Source organism: Neisseria iguanae (assembly GCF_003013245.1).
GTDB lineage: Bacteria > Pseudomonadota > Gammaproteobacteria > Burkholderiales > Neisseriaceae > Neisseria > Neisseria iguanae.
On record NZ_PXYY01000043.1, the window covers coordinates 359 to 19,416 of the forward strand.

At 48.1% G+C, this 19,058-nt stretch carries 12 protein-coding genes and 2 pseudogenes; 11 read left to right on the forward strand and 3 right to left on the reverse strand.

Going from position 1 to position 19,058, the window contains the following annotated elements:
* Positions 1-97: 97 nt before the first annotated feature.
* Positions 98-319: pseudogene (locus tag C7N83_RS07720) on the forward strand (IS1595 family transposase); the annotation flags it as partial.
* Positions 320-438: 119 nt separating this feature from the next.
* Here the strand turns inward: C7N83_RS07720 and C7N83_RS07725 are convergent.
* On the reverse strand, positions 439-1,179 hold the full coding sequence (locus C7N83_RS07725) for a pseudouridine synthase (RefSeq protein WP_106741795.1): 741 nt from the start codon (positions 1,177-1,179) through the stop codon (positions 439-441).
* Between the two features lie 192 nt (positions 1,180-1,371).
* Here C7N83_RS07725 and C7N83_RS07730 point away from each other — a divergent pair, with 192 nt between their 5' ends.
* The 4 genes from C7N83_RS07730 (at position 1,372) to C7N83_RS16975 (ending at position 9,300) form a co-directional block, all read left to right on the forward strand.
* Entirely contained in the window at positions 1,372-3,039 is a 1,668-nt protein-coding gene (locus C7N83_RS07730; RefSeq protein ID WP_106741796.1) for an ABC transporter ATP-binding protein/permease, read from the forward strand.
* Positions 3,040-3,436: 397 nt separating this feature from the next.
* The gene (locus C7N83_RS07735; protein WP_106741798.1) at positions 3,437-5,968 is read left to right on the forward strand and encodes a TonB-dependent receptor plug domain-containing protein; all 2,532 of its coding nucleotides are present in this window, start codon (positions 3,437-3,439) and stop codon (positions 5,966-5,968) included.
* Positions 5,969-6,198: 230 nt separating this feature from the next.
* Entirely contained in the window at positions 6,199-8,961 is a 2,763-nt protein-coding gene (locus tag C7N83_RS07740; RefSeq protein WP_106741800.1) for a M16 family metallopeptidase, read from the forward strand.
* Positions 8,962-9,120: 159 nt separating this feature from the next.
* Positions 9,121-9,300: an IS630 transposase-related protein gene (locus C7N83_RS16975; RefSeq protein ID WP_106741802.1), complete on the forward strand. Its 180-nt coding sequence runs from the start codon at positions 9,121-9,123 to the stop codon at positions 9,298-9,300.
* Positions 9,301-9,321: 21 nt separating this feature from the next.
* On the opposite strand, the pseudogene C7N83_RS07750 reads toward C7N83_RS16975, so the two are convergent.
* Positions 9,322-9,486 (reverse strand): annotated as a pseudogene (locus tag C7N83_RS07750) (cytochrome c biogenesis protein CcdA); the annotation flags it as partial.
* Positions 9,487-9,673: 187 nt separating this feature from the next.
* A complete protein-coding gene (locus C7N83_RS07755) occupies positions 9,674-10,987 on the reverse strand; it encodes a replication-associated recombination protein A (protein WP_106741805.1) in 1,314 nt (437 codons plus the stop codon).
* Between the two features lie 216 nt (positions 10,988-11,203).
* Here C7N83_RS07755 and C7N83_RS07760 point away from each other — a divergent pair, with 216 nt between their 5' ends.
* The 6 genes from C7N83_RS07760 to C7N83_RS07785 all read left to right on the forward strand — a co-directional run bounded on the left by C7N83_RS07760 (position 11,204) and on the right by C7N83_RS07785 (position 18,602).
* A complete protein-coding gene (locus tag C7N83_RS07760; RefSeq protein ID WP_106741815.1) occupies positions 11,204-11,581 on the forward strand; it encodes a hypothetical protein in 378 nt (125 codons plus the stop codon).
* A 74-nt stretch (positions 11,582-11,655) separates the two neighbouring features.
* Entirely contained in the window at positions 11,656-13,065 is a 1,410-nt protein-coding gene (gene thrC, locus C7N83_RS07765; RefSeq protein ID WP_106741806.1) for a threonine synthase, read from the forward strand.
* A 192-nt stretch (positions 13,066-13,257) separates the two neighbouring features.
* Positions 13,258-14,037, forward strand: coding sequence for a ferredoxin--NADP reductase (locus C7N83_RS07770; protein ID WP_106741808.1), 780 nt, complete (start codon positions 13,258-13,260; stop codon positions 14,035-14,037).
* A 401-nt stretch (positions 14,038-14,438) separates the two neighbouring features.
* Positions 14,439-15,188 carry a type I 3-dehydroquinate dehydratase gene (gene aroD, locus C7N83_RS07775; RefSeq protein WP_106741810.1) on the forward strand — a complete coding sequence of 250 codons (750 nt, stop codon included), beginning with the start codon at positions 14,439-14,441 and terminating at the stop codon, positions 15,186-15,188.
* Positions 15,189-15,356: 168 nt separating this feature from the next.
* On the forward strand, positions 15,357-15,794 hold the full coding sequence (locus C7N83_RS07780; RefSeq protein WP_106741811.1) for a GNAT family N-acetyltransferase: 438 nt from the start codon (positions 15,357-15,359) through the stop codon (positions 15,792-15,794).
* Positions 15,795-15,911: 117 nt separating this feature from the next.
* Entirely contained in the window at positions 15,912-18,602 is a 2,691-nt protein-coding gene (locus C7N83_RS07785) for a M16 family metallopeptidase (protein ID WP_106741813.1), read from the forward strand.
* Positions 18,603-19,058 lie beyond the last annotated feature (456 nt).

The window sequence follows — 19,058 nt, forward strand, 5'->3', positions numbered from 1 at the left end:
TTGATTCGGGCTTGCCAAGTACCATTTGCCGATGGTCTTTTGAGTATGCTGTCATAAAGGTTGGTGTGTCATGTCTGTTTTTCTTTTACTTTTTACTATAGATATGAGTGAATTTACCCATTTTTGTATCAATCACAGTACACATTTTGCTGAAAGACAAAACCCTATTAATGGGATTGAGCATTTTTGGAATAAGGCAAAACGCCATTGACGCAAGTTTAACGGTATTGTCAAAGCACATTTTGAGCTGTATTTGAAGGAATGTAAATAGTGTTTTGACAACAACGGGGTAAAAATTCAGATTTCCATTTTAAAATAATTAGTAAGTGAGAATTTTTCCTGGTTATCTGGGACAGCACCTTAAATTAATTGATTGTATGAATAAAACAGGCCGTCTGAAAACCATCTTTCAGACGGCCTGATGATGTTTCATCACAATCAAAAAGATTCATTCGCTTTCAAATAACGCCACTTGCCCGGCGGCAGTTGGCCTAATTTGACTTTGCCTATGCGGATTCGTTTCAAGCCGACCACGCGCAGGCCGACCAGCTCGCACATGCGGCGGATTTGGCGTTTTTTGCCTTGCGTCAGAATAAAGCGCAGTTGGTCTGTATTTTGCCATTCGACTTTAGCCGGACACAGTTTTTCACCGTCCAAGCTCAAGCCGTGGTTTAATAATGCCAAGCCTTTTTCATCTAATCTGCCGCGCACGCGCACTAAGTATTCCTTTTCGCGGTTGCTGTTTTCCCCGATTAATTGCCTGGCAATGCGGCCGTCTTGCGTCAATACCAGCAAACCCACTGAATCAATGTCCAAACGGCCGGCGGGGGCGAGGCCGAATTTGTGTTTCTCGTTGAAGCGGATGCGGCTGTCGTCGCCTTCCCATTGGTTTTCGGCGGTAATCAATTCGGTGGCTGGTTTATAGCCTCTCTCCGCTTGCGCGCTGACGAAACCTACCGGTTTGTTCAGCAAGATAGTCACGCGGCCGGCCTGCTGTTCATGCGCTTGTTTATTCAAATCAATGCGGTCGGCTTCATTCACTTTTTGACCGAGTACGGCAGTTTGTCCGTTGACTTTTACCCAGCCTTGTTCAATGTAGTTGTCGGCTTCACGGCGCGAACAGAGGCCGAGTTGCGCCATACGCTTGGAGAGGCGCGTGGGTTTATTTGCGGATTCCATAGTTTTCGCTTTAAAAAATATTGTCGGATTATAGCATCAACGCGCAATAATAGCCGTTACGGAAGAAACAGGCGTCAAAACGGACTGTAAATCGATTATGCCATCTGTAAAATTACATCGGACGACAAATTTCAAGCGTGTATAATGCGCAGTTAATATTTATTTTCATATACTCATTTTAAAGCAATAAGTATGTTGACGATTCTCAAACAATTCAATTGGTTTCTTAAAGATTACTGGTTTCGCAGAGATAATCTGCTTTCTTGGCTGATACTGATTGTCTTGGTTTCGCTTGGTTTTGGCGTGGTGGAAATCAATGTCCGCATCAACGAATGGAGCAAATCTTTTTACGATACCCTGGAAGCATTTAAAGCCAAGGAACTATATGTTTTAATTCAAGAATATTTGGTTTATGTGGCCATATTCGTAGTGTCTTCGGTGTACCGTGCATGGCTGCGCAAACTCTTGATTATCCGCTGGCGCACACACTTGACCGAGCGGTTATTGTCCAACTGGCTGCACAAGCGCGCGTATTACCGCATCGCTTTGAAGCAAACCACCGACAATCCTGACCAGCGCATCGCCGAAGATGCGAATATCTTTGTTTCGCGTACAATTGAGCTGTTTATTTCCCTGTTAACCAATCTGGCCCAGCTTTATTCGTTTATCGCGATTTTGTGGAAATTATCCGGCACGCATACCTTTAATATCATGGGGCACAGCATTACGGTTACCGGCTATCTGGTTTGGATTGCCGTGGTATATGCCCTGTTCGGCAGTATTTTTACGCAAATCATCGGCCGTAAACTGCATGAATTAAACTACCGTCAGCAAAAATTCGAAGCCGATTTCCGTGCTTCGCTTGTGCGTAAAAACGACAATGCCGAACAAATCGCGTTGTATCACGGAGAAGCGCGAGAACATACGGCCTTGCGTCAGGAATTTGACGAAATCATCAGCAACTGGCGCGCATTGATGAACCGTGAGCGTAATCTCGGTTTCTTCACCACCGGCTACGACCGCTTTTCATTGATGCTGCCGGTGTTGGCGAGTGTGCCGCTGTTTATGGCCAAAGTGATCACGCTCGGCGGCCTTATGCAGATTCGCAGTGCGTTTTCAGCCGTGTTTAATTCATTGAGCTGGTTTGTGTTTGCTTACACTATTTTGCCGGAGTGGAGCGCGACCGTGCAGCGTTTGCACCAATTCCGTAAAAATATTTTAAAAGAGCAAGCCAACGACAAAACGCCGTTGCAGGCCGAATCTTTAAGCATCAACGGTCTTAATATCTATACACCGAACGGCACACCGATTTTAAGTAATGTGCAAGCCAAAGTCCGGACACAAAAATGGACGCAGCTTGCCGGCGAGAGCGGTTTGGGAAAATCTACGCTGTTGCGTACCATAGGAGGCTTGTGGGCGGATTATGACGGTAACTGGCAGGCACCGCATGGCAGCAGCTTATTGCTGCCGCAGCGCACTTATTTGGGCGGTGGCACTTTGGCCGACATCATCAGCTATCCGTCACACCAACATCATGACGACAGCGTGTATCAGCAATTGCTTGCCGATGTCGGTTTGGAAAAATGGCAAAATCATCTGCACACCGTGCAAAACTGGGCGCAAACCTTATCTTCAGGCGAACAGCAGCGCATCGCCATCGCCCGCGCTTTGCTCGCACAGCCGGACTATCTTTATTTGGATGAAAACACGTCTGCACTGGATATGCAGTCGGCCCGACGTTTGCTGAACCTGCTTAAAGACCGCTTGCCGCATACTACGGTGGTCATTGTGAGCCATCAGCCGGAATTGGCTGATATGTATGACGAAGTATTGGATTTGACGCCGTTCAAAGCCGCTTAAATGCCGGTGTTTATCAGGCCGTCTGAATACGCTGCTTGAATAAGTGCAGTATTCAGACGGCCTTTTGTCTGGATGACGGTAATGTGGCAATCAAAATAACGATATAAAATATAAATAGAATATGAAAAAAGAACAAAAATGCAACATATTCTTATCACAACTATTTATATTTAATTGATAAGCAATTTTATTAATAGTAAAATTTCATAAATTCAGGCTCGAATATTTTTTATTTTTAGAATAAATTGCCATATTTAATCAATAAAGCAAAAATTTTAATTCGGATAATAATAAGCATCATCAATTGGTTGTCAGAAGGCTCACCGAAAAAAATAATGGTAGTGCCGTCTGAAAGATTGTTAATTTTTTTATACCCTAAATTAAAAGAGATTGAAACATGAAACCCAACGCAATCATGCTGGCCCTGCTGCCGGTTTTTGCCGCTTCGAATGGTTTTGCTGCAGATGAAACGGAAACATTAGATAGCCGTGTTGAATTAATAAAAGATTTAGGGGAAGTCGTTGTCCGTGGCGAAACGTTTGCCAATAAAATGGGAACGCAGCGTGTGCGTGAGGAGGATATTGCCCGCCGCCCCGGCACCAACGGCAATTTAACCGAATTACTGAAAAACAATCCCAATGTTCAATTTTCCAATACGGCTGGAAATTCACGTTCAGGCGGTGAGATTCGTCCTGATGAAGTATCGTTTCATGGTGAGAAGTATTACAACAACAACTTTACCATTGACGGTATCTCAAACAACGACAATTTGAATCCGGGCTCGAATAATTACACTCAAAAAACCCCTTTAGGGGCAAACCCTTGGGATTTGCCCGCAGGCGGCACGCAATCTTTTTGGATTGACAGCAGTTTGGTGAAAAATGTTGAAGTGTTCGACAGCAATATTTCTGCAAAATATGGCAATTTTACCGGCGGTTTGGTGAATGCCGAACTTAAATCCGGATACGCAAAAAGCAGCGGCAAGATTTTCTACCGTACTACCCGTGACGAATGGGCGGATTTTCATATTGCGGAAAAAGACAGAGAGGATTTTATCCAAACAGCCAGTGTTTACGACCAGCCGCAATTTCGCAAACAGCAATACGGCGTGATGATTAATCAGCCGATTAACGAAAAAGCGGCCGTATTGTTTTCATATAATAAAACCGATTCCAAGATTCCCTATACCTTTGGCGCATTGCGTGATGCCGGCCAAGATAAAGCCGTGTGGGGTAAGAATCTTTATTCGACCAACCAACGCCGCAGCAGCGAAACCTTTTTGCTGCGCGGTTCGTATCATGCCGACTCGGGTGATGTTGTCAAAGCAACAGCTATGTATTCGCCGCACAAGTCCAAATATACGCTGCCGAATAATATTGACGGTTTGTACACTGCAAAAGGCGGCGGCTTGCGCTTTGATGCAGATTGGGAACGTGATTTGTCTTGGGCGAACATGAAAAGCCAAATCGCCTACCGTAAAACCGGCGATAATATGAAATACGATGCCGATACTTATCGCATCTACCGTCGTAGTGCCGGTATTCCGTATCGTGCCAATGGTGCGACAGTCACCAACGGCGGCTATGGCGAATTTGAAACAGAAAAAAGCACTGTAACACTCAAGCAAGATTATAACCTGAATGCTTTTGAGACGGGTGCAGTCAAACACCGTATCGGTTTTGGTTGGCAATTTGATAAAGCGGATGCGAAATATAAGCGCAGCAGCGAGGCCAATCTTTACAATTATACCGCCTCAAACCGCGTTGAATGCGGTGATGCTAATGAATGTATTGGTGGCGAACAATACGCTGCACGCTGGACCCACTATCCGACCCGTAATGTAAAGGTGGATGATAGTACTTACAGCTTATACATTCAGGACAATATGTCTTGGAAAAATTTAAGCATCAATGCCGGTTTGCGCTTTGACCGCAACTCATTCTTAGGCAATAACAATATCGCGCCGCGTTTGGCGGTGGCCTATGATGTGTTCGGCGATACGTCAACCCGTTTGTTTGGTGGCTTAAACCGCTATTACTCGGCTTCCATGTTGGCTTACAAGCTGCGTCAGGAAATCGGCAATAACCATGTTTACACACGTAAATTGAACGGCAAGACTTTATCAGATTGGACTTATGACAGCAGCGGAGTGGGCGGTACGGTCAGATACGATGTTTCCAATCTGAAAACACCATACAGCGATGAAGCCGTACTGGGTGTGACGCAGAAAATGTTCGACAGTATTTGGACATTGAAATGGGTACACCGCAACGGCAAAGACCAGCTAACCCGTGTGCGCCGCAGCGAAACCGATTCAACCCGTATTTTGACCAACGATGGTTGGAGCAAAAACAATACCTTCACTTTGGCCGTTTCCCCTACCGGCAAATTGGCATGGAAATACGCCGAAATCGACTGGAATGTCGGCGTGCAGGTGCAACGCACCAAAACCAACAACAGTTATTATGATGATACGGCTACTGATGTTGCCGAAAAAGCCATTTACAACAATCAGCTGCTTGATACGCAGTCGTTGCCCGCAGCCGATTTCAATGCGCCGTGGAAAGCATTTGTCAGTCTGAATACTTACTTCCCGCGCCTGCGCCTGCATTGGGATCAACGCTTCAGTTGGACGGCCTCGCGCAAGTATCGTTATGCTGCCGGCGATGTGAGTTGTACGTCATCACGTTATAGTGCGGTTTGTGGCGATTACAACGGCACTGCAGCTTTGTATAAAGATGCGGCTTTGGGTTCGGCATTGTTTGTGGACTGGCGTTTCGCTTACAAACAGCCGATGCCGTTTGGCCATGAATTGGAAGTGACTGCCGACATCAATAATGTTTTCAATAAAAAACAACCAGTTGTTTCTTCCGGCACTTCTTATAAAATGGGACGTAACTATTGGTTGGGTGTCAGCTATAAATGGTAATCTTTCAGATGGCTTCGAGTACATTCGGGCCTGTCTGAAAGCCAAACCAATCGAAGCAGGCAGAAAGCCGTCTGAATCAATAACTCATGCCTTTCAGACGGCCTCTGCCGTATTCGGATTAATTCGTTAATCTGTTCAATAGATATCAGGTTCCGTAAAATCCGTATCCTTCAGACGGCTTTTGCATCATAACCGGCAGGCCGTCTGAAAACTTTTAGAAAAATCTGAAAATGAACCCGCTTATCCCTCAAATCATTCTCACCGCCGCACTCTCAACGGCAGTGGCTGCTGTTTGTGCCGCCAACACTTATGCTACAGGCCGTCTGAACAACGGCTTGGTCTACCATGTGTTGAACGTACCGTCCGAACCTGGCCGCATTGACGTACGCATTCAAGTAGGTGTGGGTGCCAGTGATGAAAACGGTACCACCGAAATCGGCGTGGCGCACATGGTCGAGCATATGGTATTCCGCAGCGCGCCCGAATTTCCCAAAGGCGTAGGTGATACACTGATGGCGCAAGGTTGGCGGCGCGGCGCGAATTTCAATGCCATGACCAATTATGAGCGCACGCTGTATATGTTCAGCCCCAACCAAGGTACCAAGCAGCTTGATGATACGCTGAAAGCCTTGTCTGCCATGATGTCGCCGCATCCGTTTTCTGCCGAAGACTGGAAAAAAGAGCAACAAGTGATTGAAGCGGAATGGCGTAACGGCTTGGGCGTAAACGAACGCATGAACCGCCGCCGCAATGAAGTCAACCGCAGCGGCAGCCGCCAAGCGCGTTTTGCCATTATCGGCACGCAGCAGAGTATACGCAATACGCCTGTCGAAGTGTTACAGGCGTTTCACCGGCAGTGGTATGTACCGAACAATATGCAGATAATGATTTCCGGCGATATTACGCCCGAGCAGGCAAAATCCGCGCTGGAAAAACATTTCGGCCATTTGAAAGCAGGCGTATTGCCAGATCGCAGCGGCGGTTATTACGAGCCGGAATTAAGAAAAGGCTTTCATATCGACCAATTGCAAGATCGTGACAGCGGCGGCAGCTTTGTAGCGTTATTGTTCCGTCAAAACGACAAGCCTTCACGCGATTATGCAACCGAAAACGGCACCCGCGAGCGTTATCTCGACCGCTTTGCCGGCCATATTCTGGCACAGCGCGTAAAAAATGAAATCCGCGATTTGCCCAAAGCGGTCAGCACCATCACTGCACGCAAAGCCGATATCGGACGTCAAACCGTAGCAGTGGGTTTTGTGGCTTCCGTTACCCCCGACGGCCACAAGCAAGGCCTGACTGAAATTTTGAAATTACGCGAACGCATTTTGCGCGCGCCGGTAACGCAAGCCGAGTTTGACGAATATATGGCGACCATGAACCGTGCCATCGGGCGGGCAAAAAAGAAAAATACCTTGCCTGAGCCGTTTGGCGACGCAATTCAAAGCGTGAGCGAAAATGCCTTTGCCGGCAAACCTGTCCGCACGCAGGCAGAAAATGCCGTGTTGGCAGGGAAAGCATTGAAAACCCTAACCCCCGCCGATGTCAACACGCGTTTGCAGCAATGGCTCAATGCCGATGACAAATCGGTGCAAATCCAAGCTCCGAGCCTGACGGAAATCAAAGGTTTTCCGAATGCGGCCCAAATTCAGGCAGAGGCGGATCAATGGAAACAGGCCGATTTGCCGAAACTGCGCGTCAAAGCGGAATACGGCAAAGGCGTGTTTACAGCCCGGCCAGCCGAAGGAAAAATCATTGCCGAACAATACGATAAACAGCTTAAAATCACACGCTGGATATTGCAAAACGGCGATAAAGTAATTTTATTGAATCATCCGGTGGCAGACGGCAAAACCTATTTTCGCGCCTTGGGCAAAAGCGGGTTCATGAGCCCGAGCCTGAATCCGTGGCAATCGCAACTGGCGCAGCAAATCGTGTGGCAGTCGGCGCCGCAGGGCTGGCGTAACGAACAGCTCGAAGCATGGAAAAAACAGCACAAACTCAGCCTGAGCATGAGTATGGCGGCTAACGAGATCAAGCTGGAAGGAAATGTACCGGATGGAGCGGCAGAAAATCTGTTCCGCCTGTATCATGCTTATATAACCACGCCGCAAGTGAGCGAAGATTACCGCGATGCCATTATGCCGATGATCCGCCGCATCCCGATGGAGCAAACATCCAGCCGTGCCGCTAAAAACAAAGCACTGACCGATATCCGTTTCGGCGGCAAAGCTTATGCGTCGCCAACCCAAGCCGATTTGGAAGCGACTGAAGCGCCGGAAATTCTGGCGCAATGGCAGACCTTGAGCCGCACGCCGATGACGTATTATCTGGTCAGCACGCAAAAACCGGCCAAACTCAAGTCCTTGGTAACGAAATATCTGGCTGCAATCGAACGCAGGCCGTCTGAAAAACCGCAGCCTTATCTGGCATTGGGCGGTGAAAAAGTCGAACGTCAAGCCGTAAATCCCGAAAGCCGTAGCGATGTCGCCGTATGGTCGTTTACCCCATACCAATGGTCGCCCCAAACCGCCGCGCAAATTTCCATTTTACGCATACTGGCTTACGAGCAGCTTAAGACCATATTGCGCGACAAAGCCTTGGGCGTGTACAGCCTGAAATTTGAAACTTCGCTCAATCCAGCCGACAACCGCGTAGAAAGCGAGTTACGCTTTGCCACTACCGCCGACCAAGCCGACAGCTTATGGAAACTCGGTGAAGCGGCCTTAGCAAAGTTTCCGCAAACCATTACTGAAAAGCAAATCGCACCGTTACGCGCCAACTTTAGCAAACAGGAAGAAGGCCGTCTGAAACACCCTGAAACGTGGCTGAACCGATTAATATTGAGCGAGCAGCATTTCGGTGATGCGCGTTATCTGAAAGAAATGCACAGCTTGTCTGATGGTCTGACGGCAGACAACCTGCGGAAAACAGCGCACCTTTTGTGGAATCCGCAAAACCGCCGTGTGTTGATTATCGATCCGGCGGAATAATTGAAAAAGGCCGTTTGAAAAGGAAAGATGCTTTTCAGACGGCCTTAAAATCACTTAAATTAAAAACGGTATAGATTATTTAATACGAACGCGCCAGCCCACCAAGATCAATGACGAAGCACGACGCCAAAATGTCGGACAATATCCCGATGATTACCAATGGCAGAAGACTTTGCGCGCCAACCCAACTGTGCGCACTCGTCCCTTTCTTACGCATTGAAACGGCTCGGCATCACGCATAAAAAAAGTGCGACAAACAGCCGCAGACGCAGGAAAAAGAACAGAATTCTTAAAGCAGCCGGCTGTTTTTACAGAGCAGAAGCCAAAGATTGTTATTAAGGCTTGTCTTCAAGGCGAACGACGGCCTTGGGCGGAATTTTTATCGCTGACCACAATGCTCGATACGATTGGCAGCAGCGGATACATGCAGGTGGTGAAGCCCAAGCCCAAACCGGCGAGAAAAAACGCCAACAGATTGGGATTCAGAGTATCCCGAAACAATTTGAAACGGCTGTTGTTATTTTTAGTAGCAGGTGTGGATTTCAAGCTGTCTGAATTTCATCATGGGGCATCTTTTCGACATAAAAACCTGTCTGCTGTGTTGAAAATGCGCGTAAGGTGTCCATCTTGTCTCGCTTTTTTCCTGATATACATGCTTTTCTGCTCGAAAATGTGCGATACAGACAAAATGGGGGCACGCCCTAAAAAAGGCTCAACCGTTTTGGTTTGAGGCTTCATCATCCAATGATTTCAACCAAGCCAGCTTTTCACCTATTTTGATTTCCAAGCCGCGCGGCACAGGTTGGTAAAATTCAGGTTCTTCCAAGCCGTCGGGCATATAGGTTTCACCGGCGGCATAGGCGTTCGGCTCATCATGGGCGTAGCGGTATTCGTGCCCATAACCCAATTCTTTCATCAGTTTGGTCGGGGCGTTGCACAAATGTACCGGTACTTCATTACTGGCATTTTCCTGTAAAAACGTACGCATTTGATTGTAGGCATTGTAGCCCGCATTGGATTTTGCTGCCGAAGCCAAGTATAAAACCGCCTGCGCCAAAGCCAATTCGCCTTCGGGGCTGCCCAGCCGCTCAAAGGTCGTGGCGGCATCGTTGGCAATTTGAAACGCACGCGGGTCAGCCAATCCGATGTCTTCCCATGCCATGCGTACAATGCGCCGTGCGAGATAACGCGGATCAGCGCCCCCGTCGAGCATGCGGCAAAACCAATACAGCGCGGCATTCGGGTGTGAACCGCGTACCGATTTGTGCAGCGCGGAAATCTGGTTGTAAAAGCTCTCGCCGCCTTTATCGAAGCGGCGGATTTGTGCACCCAAACTTTCCGCCAGAAACGCCGCATCCAAGGTTTTCAGACGGCGTGTATCGGCAGCGCGAAGCAATTGTTCCAATAAATTCAACATCCGCCGTGCATCGCCATCGGCGGTATTCGACAATAATTCGCGCGCTTCCACATCAATCCCGAAGCTTTGATATTCTGGCAAGGCCAGTACTTTTCCAATTAATTTCTGCAAATCTTGCGCCGATAGAGACTGCAGCACATACACTTGCGCGCGACTGAGAAGGGCCGGATTGACTTCAAACGACGGGTTTTCTGTGGTCGCGCCGATAAAGGTCAGCAAACCGCTTTCCACATGCGGCAGGAAGGCGTCTTGTTGCGCTTTATTGAAACGATGCACTTCATCGACAAACAAAATCGTTGTCCGGCCGCGCTGCAAAGCGATTCCGGCCTTATCGATGGCTTCGCGTATGTCTTTCACGCCGGAAAATACCGCCGAAACAGGTAAAAACTGTGCATTGAAACTTTGCGCCAAAATCCGCGCCAAAGTGGTTTTCCCCACACCGGGCGGCCCCCACAGCAACATGGAATGGGGTTTGCCGCCTGCTACCGCCACACGTAGAGGCTTGCCTTCGCCGATGAGGTGCTGCTGGCCGATGACATCGTCTAAAGTGTGCGGGCGCAGGCGTTCGGCAAGTGGGGCTTCCGGTTGGCGGGCAAATAAATCGTTCATGGCAGATTCCGTTTCAGACGGCACTATGGTTTTCTTGCCGGATATTATAGCGCAAGCGTTCGCATGATCCAGAGCCTTGCTGTATAATATGCCGGAAATTTAAAGCGCGCAGCCGATATGTTGCGTGACGGTACAACAAGGCGAGGCGGGCGAAACAACAGCCTGCCGCGCCAATTTGAATCTTTATTTGAATATTCCTTTTGGAAAGTTATCAGAATGAAAAAAATCTTGGCAGTTGCTGCTCCAGCTTTATTGTTGGGTGCATGTGCAAGCGGTACGGGTGCTTCAATGAACGGCTTGGGTGCCGGCACCGGCATCGGCGGCAGCGTGGTAAAAATGGCGGTGGAAAACCAATGCCGCACCCAATTGAACAAGCGCCCCGAATGGCGCATGGCGGCATTGGCAATGTCGTCTGAAAAACAGGAAGAATGGGAACGGAAAATCTGCAGCTGCGCCAGTGAAGAAGCCCCTAACCAACTGACTGCCGCCGAAATGATGCGGGTTTTGAGCCCAAGTACCCGTACGCAAGCCTTGGCCACTGTGACCACCAAAACTGTGGCTGCCTGCGTAAAACGCATTTACACCGGCAATTAATTGTTCAGACGGCCTGAAAGCGATTCAGGCCGTCTGAAATCTTTAATGGTAAAAACAGATACAGAGCAGAAGACATGAAATATATCAGCACGCGCGGTGCCACTGCGCCAAAATCGTTCAGCGAAGTGTTATTGATGGGTTTGGCACCCGACGGTGGCTTGATGCTGCCCGATCATTATCCGCAAGTGGACGAAGCAACCCTGCAGAAATGGCGCGTTCTGAGCTATCCTGAGCTGGCTTTTGAAATCATCAGCCTGTTTGCTACAGATATTCAACATGATGATTTGTGCGACATCGTCAACCGCACCTACACCGAATCCGTTTTCGGTACGGTAGAAATCACGCCCGTGCGCACGCTTTCGGACGGTATCAAAATCGAAGCTTTATCCAACGGCCCGACCTTGGCGTTTAAAGACATGGCGATGCAGTTTTTGGGCAATGCGTTTGAATATGTGCTGGCCAAAGAAGGCAGGCAGATCAACATTTTGGGTGCAACCAGCGGTGATACCGGTTCGGCCGCCGAATATGCTTTGCGTGGCAAAAAAAACGTGAATGTATTTATGTTGTCGCCCGAAGGTAAGATGAGTGCCTTCCAACGTGCGCAAATGTTCAGCCTGCAAGACGAAAACATCCACAACATCGCCGTAGAAGGTATGTTTGACGATTGCCAAGACATCGTGAAAGCGGTGCAGAACGACGTCAGATTCAAAGCCGAATACCATATCGGTACGGTAAATTCCATCAACTGGGGGCGTATTGTGGCGCAGGTGGTGTATTATTTTGCCGGCTATTTCAATGCCACCACCAGTAACGAGCAAAAAGTCAGCTTCTGCGTGCCGAGCGGTAATTTCGGTAATGTTTGTGCCGGCCATATCGCGCGCCAAATGGGTTTGCCGGTATGCCGTTTAATCGTGGCAACCAATGAAAACGATGTGTTGGACGAGTTTTTCAAAACCGGCCGTTACCGGCCGCGCAACACCGAACACACACATGTCACGTCCAGTCCATCGATGGATATTTCCAAAGCTTCCAATTTCGAGCGTTTTGTGTTTGACCTGATGGAGCGCGATGCCGGCAAAATCCAAAGCTTGTGGGCTGACGTGGCGTCCGGAGAAGGCTTTGATTTAAAAGACCAATTAGAACAAGTGCGTGATAAATACGGCTTTGTATCAGGCAAATCAACCCACACCGACCGCTTGGCTACCATCCGCCAAGTGTATGAACAAGACGACGAACTGATTGATCCGCACACCGCCGACGGCGTGAAAGTTGCGCGTGAAGTACGAGAAGCGGGTGAAACCATTGTTTGTTTGGAAACCGCATTGGCAGCTAAATTTGACCAAACCATTTACGAAGCCGTAGGTGATGTGACGATTCCGCGTCCGATTGGTTTGGGAGGCTTGGAAGATTTACCGCAGCGTGTCGAAGTGGTGAAAAACGATGTCGGGTTGGTGAAAAACATTATCCGCGCCGCTTTGGAGTAATCATTGGCAAAATGAGGCCGCCTGAACATATTGTTTTCGTTTCGGCGGATTAATATTTCAGACGGCCTCCGAAGTGAAATATTCTGCACATACAATGCTGATTTGCGATGTGCACCGATTGAAAACGATTATTTTCATAATGTTGTAGGTAGAAAGTGCCGGCAACGGCTTTTTGTTCATAGGAAAAGATTCATGTCATCAAAATTTTATACTGAAAAAGTGTTGTCTGTGCATCACTGGACGGATGCTTATTTTACCTTTACTTGCACCCGCGACGAATCATTGCGCTTTGAAAACGGCCAATTCGTAATGATTGGCCTGATGGTAGACGGCAAACCGTTGATGCGCGCATACAGCGTGGCTTCGGCAAACTGGGAAGAACATTTGGAATTTTTCAGTATTAAAGTGCAAGACGGTCCGTTGACCAGCCGTTTGCAGCATTTGCAAGTGGGTGATGAAGTGCTAATCAGCAAAAAACCGACCGGCACGTTGGTTGCAGGCGACCTGAATCCGGGCAAACATTTATATCTGCTGAGCACCGGTACCGGCCTTGCCCCATTCTTGAGCGTGACCAAAGACCCTGACATTTATGAACAATTTGAAAAAGTGATTTTAGTTCACGGCGTGCGCTATAAAGAAGACTTGGCCTATTACGACCACTTCACCAAAGGATTGCCGGAGCATGAATACTTGGGCGAGATGGTGAAAGAAAAGTTGATTTACTATCCGGTGGTATCGCGCGAAGAATTTGAACATCGTGGCCGTCTGACCGATTTGATGAAGAGTGGCAAATTGTTTGAAGACATTGGTTTGCCGCCGATAAATCCGCAAAACGACCGCGCTATGTTGTGCGGCAGTACCGCGATGAACAAAGACACCGCCGCCATTCTCGACAGCTTCGGCCTGACGCCGTCGCCAAAAGTCGGCCAGCGTGGCGATTACCTGATTGAACGCGCGTTTGTGGATCAATAATGGCTGATTGCGTTTAGTATCAGGAAGGCCGTCTGAAAGTATCGCCGCTTTTCAGACGGCCTTCTATTTCCCCATAAATTATCTTTAAACCGGGGCTGTGTTGGTTCGTTCGGCCATACTGGGACATATCCTTATTTCGTCTGCGCCGCCCATTTTCGAGCAGAAAAGCGAGGATGTAAGGTGATACTCAAAGAAAATAGTTTGACACGCTGCGCCGGTAACCCCGGCCGGTGCAGCAAGGTCGGGAACTTTGCGCGCATTTTCAACGCAGTAGGCGTGTTTTATGCCGGAAAGGGGATGTATGACGCAAGGAAGATATTTACCTAACCGTACTGTCTGTAATCCGCCGGCTTATCTGCTTTGAATTTAATGCACAGTATTTGAAGATAAAGGAGATAGAGATGAATACCGTTCAAATCAAAAACGTCACATTAGGTGCCGGCAGCCCGAAAATCGCCGTACCGCTGGTGGCTGAAAATCCGGATGGCCTGCAAAAAGCCATTTCCGCCTTAGATGGATTAAGTTTTGACATTATGGAGTTCCGTGTTGATTTTTTAGACATCGCCAATAATGCCGATGCCGTATTGGCGCAAACGGCAAAAGTGCGCGAAATCTTGCCGGATACACCGCTGCTGTTCACTTTCCGCCGTGTGGCGGAAGGTGGTGAATGTCCTTGCGGCGATGACTATTATTTCAGCCTGATTCACCGCGCGATCAAATCCGGCCTGGTGGACATCATTGACATTGAACTATTTGCTGGTGATGAAAAAGTGCAAGCGGCTGTGCAAGCGGCAAAAGCCAAAGGCGTGGTGGCTTTGTTGTGCAATCATGATTTTGACCAAACACCGCCGAAAAATGAAATTACAGGCCGTCTGAAAAAAATGGAAAGCTTGGGTGCGGACATTTGCAAAATCGCCGTAATGCCGCAAAGTGCTGCTGATGTATTGACCTTGCTGGATGCCACGCAGGAAGTATTCCAGACTGCCAAACAGCCGATTGTCACCATGTCGATGGGTAAATTGGGCATCATCAGCCGTTTGGCCGGACAAACTTTCGGCTCGGCCATGACTTTTGGTGCGGCGGCCAAGGCTTCTGCCCCCGGGCAGGTTGGTGCGAATGATTTGCGTCGGATTCTGGATACCCTGGCTTAAGACATGGTCGGTCGTGTGAATCTTTCAGAAGGCTCGAATCCTTTGCAAAATCCTTATCTTTGATATATTTTTCCGCCAAACACCGGCCTATCTTGATGGTATGTCCGAGCGTTTTGTGATGCCTTCTTAAAGCCGATGTTTTTTAAAGACTTATTTAAAAGGTAAAAAATGAATTGGCACATTAAAGCATTTACCGAATTGAGCCGTCTCGAGCTTTGGCAGATTTATAAAAGCCGCATTGATGTTTTTGTCGTGGAACAGAATTGCGCCTATTCCGAAATCGACGAACAAGATTTACACGCGCTGCATTTGTTTGCAGAAAAAGACGGCGCGTTGTCGGCTTATTGCCGGATTATCGCTGAAGATGAGGCGGTGAAAATCGGGCGCGTGCTGGTGGTGCCTTCCTGCCGTAATTCGGGATTGGGCAGGGTGTTGGTGCGGCAGGCATTTCAGGCTGCAAAAAGCCGTTTTCCAAAATATGGAATTCATATCCAAGCGCAGCTTTATTTGCAACGGTTTTATGAATCATTGGGTTTTCAAGCAGTTTCGGGAGATTATTTGGAAGACGGAATTCCTCATATCGATATGGTGCGGCATGAAGTTTGAGTCTGTCTGAAAAGTGTTGGATAAAATCAGTTTAATGTATTCATTTTGAATAAATAAAGGCTATAATGCTTCATTACAGGACCGCTTCAGACGGCCTCATCAAACGGAAACTCTGCAATGAAGCTCACTTATTTTGTCGTGCTGGGCGCCATCGGTACCGCTTTGCCTGCTTATGCCAATCAGCCGCTGTATGCCGCCGGCAAGCTCGCCAACGGCTTGACTTACCATATTTTCAAAATACCGTCTGCCGGTAAGCGGCTGGTGACACGTATGAATGTCGGCGTGGGTGCGGCAGATGAAAATGCCGGAGAAGAAGGCATTGCCCACATCACCGAGCATATGGTGTTCCAATCATCGCCGCAAAATCCGCAAGGCCTTTCCAACCGCCTGATAAAAGACGGTTGGCAGATGGGTCGCCATTTCAATGCGCTCACCACATACGACTACACGCGCTATATGCTGACTCCGCCGCTCGGGATAAAGCAGCTTGATGAAACTTTATTGATTTACCGCCAAATTTTGCAGCCAAAGCAGTTTTCAGCTGCAGATTGGGATAAAGAACGGCAGGTGATTTTGAGCGAATGGCGACAGCAGCAAAGCCTTCAAAACCGATTAAGCCGCCAGCAACATGAATTGATGTACAAAGGTGCGCGGCAAGGGCGGTATGCGCCGATCGGGCGGTTGGAAGCGATTGAAAAAGCCGATATGAAAACTGCCGGCGATTTCCATAACCGCTGGTATGGCGTAAATAATGCCGTGTTGGTGGTAATGGGAAATGTGAATATTGACGAAACCGCCAGACTTATTCAAAAAGCATTTGGCAGTTTGCAGCCGATTAAGTTGAGCGAGCGGCGTCATGAAGAATACGAGCCGACTTTACAAAACGGTTGGCATATTGTGCAAGTTGCCGATCGCGATAATGTTGAGAACAAATTATCATTGGTTTTCCGTTTCAAAAAACAACCGGCATCGGCTTACGAAGAGCATGCCTACCAGCACTTGCTGGATAATTTCGCTGCGTTTGTCGTCAACCGCCGTATTCAGCAGTCAGGCGAAAATGTGGTATTGAAAATGGATACGCTGGGCCGCAATACCGGCGTGTTGGTGTTTGAATCTGAAACTGCGCCCAACCAGCATGGTGAAATGTTGGACGTATTGCGTCATTTGTGTCAAGAAATTTTAAACACCCCGGCCACCAATGAAGAATTGGCGCAATACCGCAAAGCGCTGCACGGCAATTTATCACCGCAGAAAGCCGGTATTCCGGATGATTTGGACAAAGTGACGACGCTGAGTGACAGAACTGTATTGCGCGGTTTACCTATACCCGATGCCGAAATCCAAACCATAGACCGCAGCCAGCTCTACCGCATTAACGCCAAAGTGGTGAATCAACGCATTGCCGATTGGCTCAATGCGCCCGATAAAATGATTCAGGTGCAGGCGCAGGCAGATGAAAAAGTGAATCTGCCCGCCATATCCAAACTGAACCAAACTGCCAGGCCGTCTGAACCGGTTTCAGACGGCCTGAATGAGCCTCGTTTTGCTGAAAACCAAGGAGGCCGAATTCTGGCCGAACGCCATGATGCCAAATTGAATCTGCACTACCTGACTTTAAGCAACGGCGATACTGTTGTTGTCATGAAATTACCGGTGGCGGGTAACAGCCTGTATTTTAAAGCATTATCCAATGTCGGCTATTTGAACCGGCCACAACAGGCATGGCAGGCGGAAATTCTGGGCGATGTGTTGGCGCGTTCGGTACCGCAAGGCATGAGTGCTGCCGGTTTCAGGCAATGGCAGCAGAGGCAGGGCATACACTGGTACCGTTTCCGCTTAGACGGTTATCATCAAAGCACTGATGTGCAGGCTGCAAAAACCGCCCTGCAATCGGTGTTACAGCTTTACCGCCATCATCAAACCGCGCCTGATTTCAGCGGTTGGCAGCAAGCAGTGAAGCGGGAAGAAGCGCGCTTCAAGGTAGAACAATATGCCAAATCAGGCCGGCAGCGTCATGCTTTAAATATCATGCAATATGGCCGCAATTTACAGATGCCGTCTGAAAGCAATGCTTACGCCGGATTGAATGAAGCGGTTTTCCGGCAACAATGGCAAACGTTGGCTGCAGCACCGACCACTTATTATATCGTCAGCAATTTGCCGATAGAAAACGTGAGGCCTTGGGTGGAGCAATATTTGGCCGATATTCCACGAAAAGCCATGCCACCGACGAAATACCCGCGGCAAAGCGGCCGACAAAAGGTGCAGATATCCGCTAACGATACGCAAGGCGTGGATGTGCAGGCTTTATCTTGGAAAAAAACCTCACCACTTTCTCCGGGGCAGTATGAGCAAATCAAGTTGTTGAATAATATTGCCAATGCGCGTTTGAAAGAAGAATTGCGCAGCAAACGGCAAAGTGTTTACGGTGTGAAATTTCATGCCGAGCCGAATGAAAGACAGAATCGGATTGAAAGCCGTTTGTCGTTTAATACCTCAATCGGACAGGCTCAGACGGTTTGGCAAACAGCGCAAAAAGTGTTGGCCAATTTGCCTGAGAACATCGGTTTCACTGAAGCACGGAATTTACGCAAACTCTTTATCGAGCAGGAAAATACCCATCGCCGCAAACCGGAATTGTGGTTGGAGCGCTTGGTAAAAAGCCACCAAAACTACGGAGATGCGCGTTATCTGGAGGAAATTAAGGCGATCCCGCAAAGCTTCAGCCGCAGCCAATTGCGCGAAACGGCTAAATTGATGTGGTCGGCGGAAAACGAAAAAGTTTTATTGATGACACCGCGTCCGTAACCGGCTTATCAGAATGCCGTCTGAAAATATTTTCGGACGGCATTCATTTATTTTGAAAGAGCGTTTTTGGAAGGCCGATTGGATTCCTTACAATTTTAGGAGCCAACACCGTAATCGATAAACAGGAAACTCAAGCCAAGCCCAGCATGAACTGAAAAATGGTTTGCGTTCGCCATTTCATAACCGCTGCTCATAAAGCATAACCAAAATTGACTTTTAAGGTTTTATAAGGTCTACTTTTACAGTGATGCGTTTGTGTTATGCAACACTATATCTATTGGGAGGGGCTGATGAGACAATACCAATCTAACCGCTGCTCATAAAGCATAACCAAAATTGACTTTTAAGGTTTTATAAGGTCTACTTTTACAGTGATGCGTTTGTGTTATGCAACACTATATCTATTGGGAGGGGCTGATGAGACAATACCAATCTAAAACAGAATTAATTGAGGCG